Source organism: Brevibacterium sp. CFH 10365 (assembly GCF_009299785.1).
GTDB lineage: Bacteria > Actinomycetota > Actinomycetes > Actinomycetales > Brevibacteriaceae > Brevibacterium > Brevibacterium limosum.
In genome coordinates this window covers 78,451-85,302 of the sequence record NZ_VIGO01000013.1, presented here as the reverse complement: position 1 = coordinate 85,302, position 6,852 = coordinate 78,451, and the positions used below count along the sequence as shown (strand labels likewise).

Sequence of the window (6,852 nt, the reverse complement as noted above, 5' to 3'; positions counted from 1 at the left end):
GACTCACAGCCGTCAGGTAGTAATTACGGGGTGGGGACGGGGGTGTTGTGCTCTTTTGCGGCGCGGTGGGCGCGGCGACGGTGCAGGGACTTCATCCGGCGGCCTCCCACGAGGCGGCAGATGACGTAGATGAGGAACGAGATCGTCGTGACGAACGGGCTGATCGGCACCACCGGCGAACCCAGCGCGATGAGGATGCCACCGACCGAGGCGGTGACGGCGAAGATCACGCTGAGCACCGGTACCCACACCGGCGAGGCCGAGAGCTGAGTCGCCGCGGCGGCCGGAGTGATGAGCAGCGCGAGGACGAGGAGAACCCCGACGACCTGCACGCTCAGCGCCACGGCGAGTCCGAGGGTGAGCATGAAGACGATGGTGAGCACGTTGACCGGCACACCCTTGGCCCGGGCCACCTCGGGGTCGAGGCTGGAGAACATGAGCGGACGCCACACGATCGCCAAGGCCACGAGCACGGCGAGGGCGCAGATGATGAGTGTGAGGATCTGGCCTGGGGTGATGGCGACGATCTGGCCGGTGAGCAGCCCGAATTTGCTCGCCGCCCGCCCGTCGTAGAGGGCGAGGAACAGGATCGCCAGGCCCAGGCCGAAGGGCATGAGCACACCGATGATCGCGTTCTTCTCCGAATCCTTAGCCCCGCCGATGCCGATGATGAGAGCGGCGACGAGGGAGCCGACGATCGACCCCGCGACGACATCGAAGCCGATGAGCAGCGCGAAGGCGGCACCGGCGAAGGAGAGTTCGGAGACGCCGTGGACGGCGAAGGGAATGTCCCGGGCCATGACGAAGACGCTGATGAGACCTCCGACGACGCCCAAGAGCGCCGCGGCGATCAGAGAGTTGGCCAGCAGCTCGACCAGTTCGCCGTAGTCTTCGAAGGTGAAGAGGTTGGCAAAGATCTCGGAGGGGTTCATCGGTTCACCACCGTCCCGTCGAGGTCGAAGGAGTCATCGGGCAGGTCGTGGTGGTCAACGCATTCCTCTTCACCGCCGACGACGACGAGGCGGCCGCCGACGCGGACCACTTCGACCGGGGAGCCGTAGAGGCGGGACAGCGATTCGGTGGTCATGACTTCGGCGGGGGTGCCGACGAGGAAGTGCCCGCCGACGATGTAGAGGACCCGGTCGACATACGGCAGGATCGGGTTGATCTCGTGGGTGACGAAGACGACGGAGGCATCGCGTTTGACGCGCTGTTCGTGCAGAAGTGCGGCCACCACCTGCTGATGGTGCAGGTCGAGTGAGAGCAGAGGTTCATCGCAGAGCAGCACCGTGGGATCGTTGGCCAGGGATTGGGCCACACGCAGCCGCTGCAGTTCACCGCCGGAGACCGTGCCGGCAGGGGCATCGGCATAGTCGGTGGCACCGACGGAGGCCAAGAGCTCCTCGACCTTCTTCTTCCGCCCCCGGGACAGCAGGCCCATCCCCCACCGGTGCCCGTCGATGCCCATGCGCACGAGATCGCGGCCGCGCATCGGGGTGTGCGGGTCGATCCCGCGCTGCTGCGGAATGTAGCCGATGGCCGGGTTCCCCTTGTGCACTCCCCGACCGCCGACCTCAGCAGTGCCGGCCGACAGCGTGTTCTGCCCGAGCAGCACCTTGAGCAGGGAGGTTTTGCCGGTGCCGTTGGGTCCGAGCACGGCGAGGAACTCCCCCGGCGCGATGTCGAGGTCGAGATCGTGCCAGAGCACTCGCGGGCCGAACCGCAGTTCGGCGTCGCGCAGTCGAATCACCGGCTCCCGTGGTGTTGCCGGTGCGGAAGCGTCGGATTCCTTGGCCATAGTCAGTGTTCGTGCCCTTCGAGTGCGGTTGAGATTTCGGTGATGTAGCCACCCATCCAGTCGGCGTAGTGCGTTCCCGAAGGCATGGTCTCGGCGAGGTCGACGACGGGGACATCGGAGTCATCAGCCGTGGACTTCAAGGACTCTGCCTGCGGACCTGCCGCTTGAGTATTGTATCCAAGCAGCACGGCATCCCCGTCGGAGATCTGCTTCTCCGCAGCCTTGAGCACCAGCGGCGGTACATCATTGCCCTCTTCGACAGCGGCGAGGAACTCCTCGGAGGTGATGTTCTCCAGCCCCATATCGGCAAACAGCCACAGCGGAACGGGTTCTGTCGCCGCGACCTTCTCCCCGCCGTGCTCCTTCTTCACCGCATCGATATCGTCCTGCAGCGCAGTAAGCTCCGCCTTGTATTCCTTTGCGTTCGCCTCGAACTCGCCCTGATGTTCGGGCAGGGCCTCGCCGAGGTGGCTCGCCGCCTCGTCGACGAGTTTCGTCATCGTCGGGACCGAGTACCACAGGTGTTCGTTGAATGATCCGTGGTCGTGGCCTTCGTGGCCCTCTTCGTTTTGGCCTTCATCGGCGTGCTCATGGTCATGGGCTTCATCGGCGTGTTCATGGTCATGGGCTTCCTCATCCTCACTGTCGTGAGCGTGCCCACCACCGTGGGCTTCTTCCTCGTCATGTCCGTCGCCGTGATCATGGTCGTGGGGTTCGTTGCCGAGGCCCTCCGAGCCGGGCAGACCGGAGATCGAGACGGTATCGATGGTGTCGACTTCGGCACCGGAGGCGTCGAGCATCGCGGTCATGAATGCGTCGTAGCCGCCGCCGTTCTGTACGACGAGGTCGGCCTTCGACAGTTTGAGGCGATCCTGCGTGGTCGCTTCGTAGGAGTGAGGATCCTGGTTCGGGTCATCGATGATCGGGCTCACCTCGGCGAAGTCTCCGGCGACCTGGGAGACGATATCGGCGTAGACGTTCGTTGAGGTCACCACGCGCAGAGCCCCGGTGTCGGCTTCGGAGGCCTGTCCCCCGCAGCCGCTGAGGACCAACGCCGTCGAGGAGGCGATGGCAGCGCTGGTGAGAAGAATTCGCGACGAGGTCATGTGGAGCCTTTCTAAGGCAGTGAGGATCGAACAACATCGTCGACGATACTCAGATCAGAGGCTCACGACTAATATAAATATTTATATATAGCAAAGCTTTTATATGTGGCGGGCGGCGCGAAGTCTCGCCCGCACCTGCTCCCCGCCCCCTCTCAAGTAACGCGAAGCTCGAAAAGCGCGTCGCCGGTGACGCGCTTTTCGAGTTTCGTGCTACCTGAGCGACCTCAGTCTGCTCAATCGAGACGCAGAACCGCCCGGGAGTCTCCTCCCGGGCGGTTCGTCATGCGGCAACCGCAGCTCAGGCGGCCTTCGCTTCGAGCTTGGCGGCCAGCAGGGCAGCGATCTGCACTGTGTTCAGAGCAGCGCCCTTGCGCAGATTGTCATTGGCGACGAAGAGGACGAGTCCCTTGCCGGCCGGTGCCGACTGGTCGGCGCGGATGCGACCGACGTAGCTCGCATTCTTTCCCGCTGCCTTGAGCGGGGTCGGGACCTCGTCGAGGACGACGCCGGGAGCCTCGCCAAGGATCTCAGCCGCCTGTTCGGGGCTGATCTCGGAGTCGAACTCGGCGTGGATGCTCAGGCTGTGTCCGGTGAAGACGGGCACGCGCACACAGGTGCCTGCGACCAGGAGGTCGGGCAGGCCGAGGATCTTCCGGCTCTCGTTGCGCAGCTTCTTCTCTTCATCGGTTTCGTTCTGCCCGTCGTCCACGACCGCTCCGGCCATCGGCAGGACGTTGAACGCAATCGGTTCGACGTAGTTGTTCGGTTCCGGCAGGCTCACCGCGTTGCCGTCGGTGGTGAGCTTGCGGGCATCGGGAATGCCGGCTTCGAGCTGCCCGGCGAGTTCCTCGACTCCGGACAGTCCCGAACCGGACACAGCCTGGTAGGTGGACACGATGAGGCGGGTCAGGCCGGCCTTCGCGTGAAGAGCCTTGAGCACGGGCATGGCAGCCATGGTCGTGCAGTTCGGATTCGCGATGATGCCTTTGGCCACCGCGTCGAGCGCCTCGGGGTTGACCTCACTGACGACGAGCGGGACCTCCGGGTCCGACCGCCAGGCCGAAGAGTTGTCGACGACGGTGACTCCGGCTGCAGCGAATCGCTCGGCCTGCGCCTTCGAGGTGGCTCCGCCGGCGGAGAACAGAGCGATGTCGAGTCCGCTCGGATCCGCCTCGGCGGCGTCCTCGATGGTGATGGACTGACCCTTGAAGTCGATGGTCTTCCCGGCGGAACGGGCCGAGGCGAAGAGCCTCAAGGTCCCGATCTCGAATCCGGGATCATCGGCCAGGAGGTCGAGCATGACGCCTCCGACCTGGCCGGTCGCTCCGACTACTCCGATATTGGCGCTCATCGTCCGGTACCTCCGTACACCACTGCTTCGTTGTCTTCACTGTCGAGTCCGTAGGCGGCATGAGCGGCACGGACCGCGTCGTCGAGCAGGTCTGCTCGGGTGACGACGCTGATGCGGATCTCCGAGGTGGAGATCATGTCGATGTTGACCTGGGCTTCGCTGAGCGCTTCGAACAGGGTCGCGGTCACGCCCGGGTGTGAGCGCATTCCGGCGCCGACCACAGAGAGTTTGCCGATCTGGTCGTCGTAGCGGACCTGGTCGAAGCCGATTTCGGTCTTCACTGCGTCGAGGGCCTCAAGCGCCTTGGCGCCGTCGTCCATGGGCAGGGTGAAGGAGATGTCCGTCTTGCCCGGCTCGCGGGTGGAGATGTTCTGGACGATCATGTCGATGTTGGCTTCCTGCTTGGCCAGAGTCTTGAAGATCTCAGCGGCTTTGCCGGGCACATCGGGAACACCGACGATCGTGACCTTGGCTTCCGAGCGGTCGTGGGCGACGCCGGAGATGATTGCCTGTTCCATGGTGGACTCCGTTTCTGGTTCCGCTGCCGGGGTCGATGATCCCCGGCCTCGGCGGAAGGCTTCGGGGATGGGTGAATCGGTCACCCAGGTTCCTTGGTTGCGAGAGAATGAGGACCGCACGTGCACCGGCACGTTGTAGCGGCGGGCGTATTCGACACAGCGGAGCATGAGGACCTTGGCCCCCGAGGCGGCCATCTCCATCATCTCCTCGTAGCCGATCTCATCGATCTTGCGTGCCGAGGGTACGATTCGCGGATCGGCGGTGAAGACGCCGTCGACGTCGGTGTAGATCTCGCACACATCGGCATCCAGTGACGCGGCCAGTGCCACGGCCGTGGTGTCGGAGCCGCCGCGGCCGAGTGTGGTGATGTTCTTCGCGGTCTGGCTCACACCCTGGAATCCGGCGACGATGGCGACGTATCCCTCGTCGAGGGAGGACCGGATGCGGCCGGGAGTGACGTCGATGATGCGGGCCTTGCCGAACTGCTCATCGGTGATGACTCCGGCCTGCGAACCGGTGAAGGACTGGGCTTCGAAGCCGAGGTTGGCGATCGCCATGGCCAGGACCGCCATCGAGATGCGCTCACCGGCGGTCAGCAGCATATCGAGTTCGCGGGCGGGTGGCATGGGGGAAACCTGTTGGGCCAAGTCGATGAGATCATCGGTACTGTCACCCATGGCCGACACCACGACAACTACTTCGTGACCGGCTTGACGGTACTCGACAATTCGTTTGGCCACTCGCTTGACCGATTCCGCATCGGCTACCGAGGACCCACCGAACTTCTGGACGACTATGCTCACTGCAGTATCTTCCTTATCGCTGATAAGTTCCGTGCCAGGCGATCGATTCCATGGTTCCAAACATGGAGGTCTCGTGCTGCATCGATCAGGATTTCAGCCGTGTCGGGCTCCCGGCACCTGAACCATTGTATGAGGTACGTCATTCCGGTTCACCTTCGCCCGTCATTCAGACACCCGCTGACCGGGTCGGATGTCCGCCCCCGCCGACCCGAGCGTTGACTGTGCTCGCGGGCGAGGCGGAGGTTGGTCAACCGGTGTTCAGCCCCTGCTCAGAAATCGTTATAAATAGCCCTGCCCGTGTGCGCTCAGGCCGGCCTTCGCTCCACGGTGAAGAGGTCGCCGGGCTGGCAGTCGAGGACCTCGCACAGAGCGATGAGGGTGGAGTAGCGCACCGCCTTCGCTCGATTGTTCTTGAGCACCGAGAGGTTCGCGAGCGAGACGCCGACGCGCTTCGACAGCTCGGTCAGACTCATGTCCCGCCGGGTCAGCAGACTGTCGAGGTGGCAGATGACCCGGGAGGAGTCGAATTCCTCGACCATCACACGAGCCCTTCGAGCTCTTCTTGAGCCGCGCGTCCGGACCTGAAGCATCGCCGCAGCAGTTCGGCGCCGCCGACGATCCCGAGAACGCAGAACGCCTGCACGACGGTGATTCCCGGCCCCACATCATCGGCGATGCCGATGTCGGCGGAGATCCAGTTGCCGCCGGGAACCATGGTGATGAAGTGGACGATCCACCCGATCGCCACGATCCACTCGAACGCGCCGAATGCACGAGAGGCCCGAGTTGTGAAAGGTGTGCCTGCCGCGATGTCGCGGATGACAGGCACGAGGGAGATCGCGGCCGCCAGCACTGTGAGGATGAGGGCGATTTCGGCGATGATCACAAGCACCACCGCCCCGCTCGAGACGTCGGCCGTCGGAACGATGATCTCAGTCAGCCCGGACAGCGCTGCCACTCCGTTCCCGGTCTCGAGCGAGGAGGCGGCACCATCGGAGAAGTCCACCGTCACCGCCACCTCGGAGTGGACCATCCGACTGACCAGATCAGCGACGGCATATATGACATAGAAGCCGACCGCCAAGCCGATCCAGAGTTCGTAGCCGGCGCCGAAAGCCTTGTGCTTCTGCGACCCGTCGTTCGGCTTCTGTTCCGCAGTCGGTGACATGACAGTGCCTTTCCGTCCCGGCGAGCACCGGGCAGGCTAGCCCGCCGCCGCTCACCATCGTTGACCACATATCGTTTTTCGATATATCGATAAACAATATGTTTTAC

Annotated in this window: 7 protein-coding genes; all 7 read right to left on the bottom strand. The window is 63.8% G+C overall.

All coding sequences use genetic code 11. From position 1 onward, the window contains the following. Positions 1 to 23: 23 nt before the first annotated feature. The 7 genes from FHG09_RS19160 to FHG09_RS19130 all read right to left on the bottom strand — a co-directional run bounded on the left by FHG09_RS19160 (position 24) and on the right by FHG09_RS19130 (position 6,745). Positions 24 to 932, bottom strand: coding sequence for a metal ABC transporter permease (locus FHG09_RS19160; protein ID WP_152349237.1), 909 nt, complete (start codon positions 930 to 932; stop codon positions 24 to 26). Further along, complete coding sequence (locus FHG09_RS19155) at positions 929 to 1,798, bottom strand: metal ABC transporter ATP-binding protein (RefSeq protein WP_152349236.1); 870 nt, start codon at positions 1,796 to 1,798, stop codon at positions 929 to 931. The genes FHG09_RS19160 and FHG09_RS19155 overlap by 4 nt, the downstream gene beginning before the upstream one ends. A gap of 2 nt (positions 1,799 to 1,800) precedes the next feature. Further along, positions 1,801 to 2,904: a metal ABC transporter solute-binding protein, Zn/Mn family gene (locus FHG09_RS19150; protein ID WP_152349235.1), complete on the bottom strand. Its 1,104-nt coding sequence runs from the start codon at positions 2,902 to 2,904 to the stop codon at positions 1,801 to 1,803. Between the two features lie 298 nt (positions 2,905 to 3,202). Then, positions 3,203 to 4,255 (bottom strand): aspartate-semialdehyde dehydrogenase, encoded by a 1,053-nt coding sequence (locus tag FHG09_RS19145; RefSeq protein WP_152349234.1) that lies wholly within the window; start codon positions 4,253 to 4,255, stop codon positions 3,203 to 3,205. Beyond that, positions 4,252 to 5,577 (bottom strand): aspartate kinase, encoded by a 1,326-nt coding sequence (locus tag FHG09_RS19140; RefSeq protein ID WP_152349233.1) that lies wholly within the window; start codon positions 5,575 to 5,577, stop codon positions 4,252 to 4,254. The genes FHG09_RS19145 and FHG09_RS19140 overlap by 4 nt, the downstream gene beginning before the upstream one ends. Positions 5,578 to 5,882: 305 nt before the next feature. Continuing rightward, positions 5,883 to 6,116, bottom strand: coding sequence for a helix-turn-helix domain-containing protein (locus tag FHG09_RS19135; RefSeq protein ID WP_152349232.1), 234 nt, complete (start codon positions 6,114 to 6,116; stop codon positions 5,883 to 5,885). After that, the gene (locus FHG09_RS19130; protein WP_152349231.1) at positions 6,116 to 6,745 is read right to left on the bottom strand and encodes a DUF2975 domain-containing protein; all 630 of its coding nucleotides are present in this window, start codon (positions 6,743 to 6,745) and stop codon (positions 6,116 to 6,118) included. The genes FHG09_RS19135 and FHG09_RS19130 overlap by 1 nt, the downstream gene beginning before the upstream one ends. Positions 6,746 to 6,852: the final 107 nt, after the last annotated feature.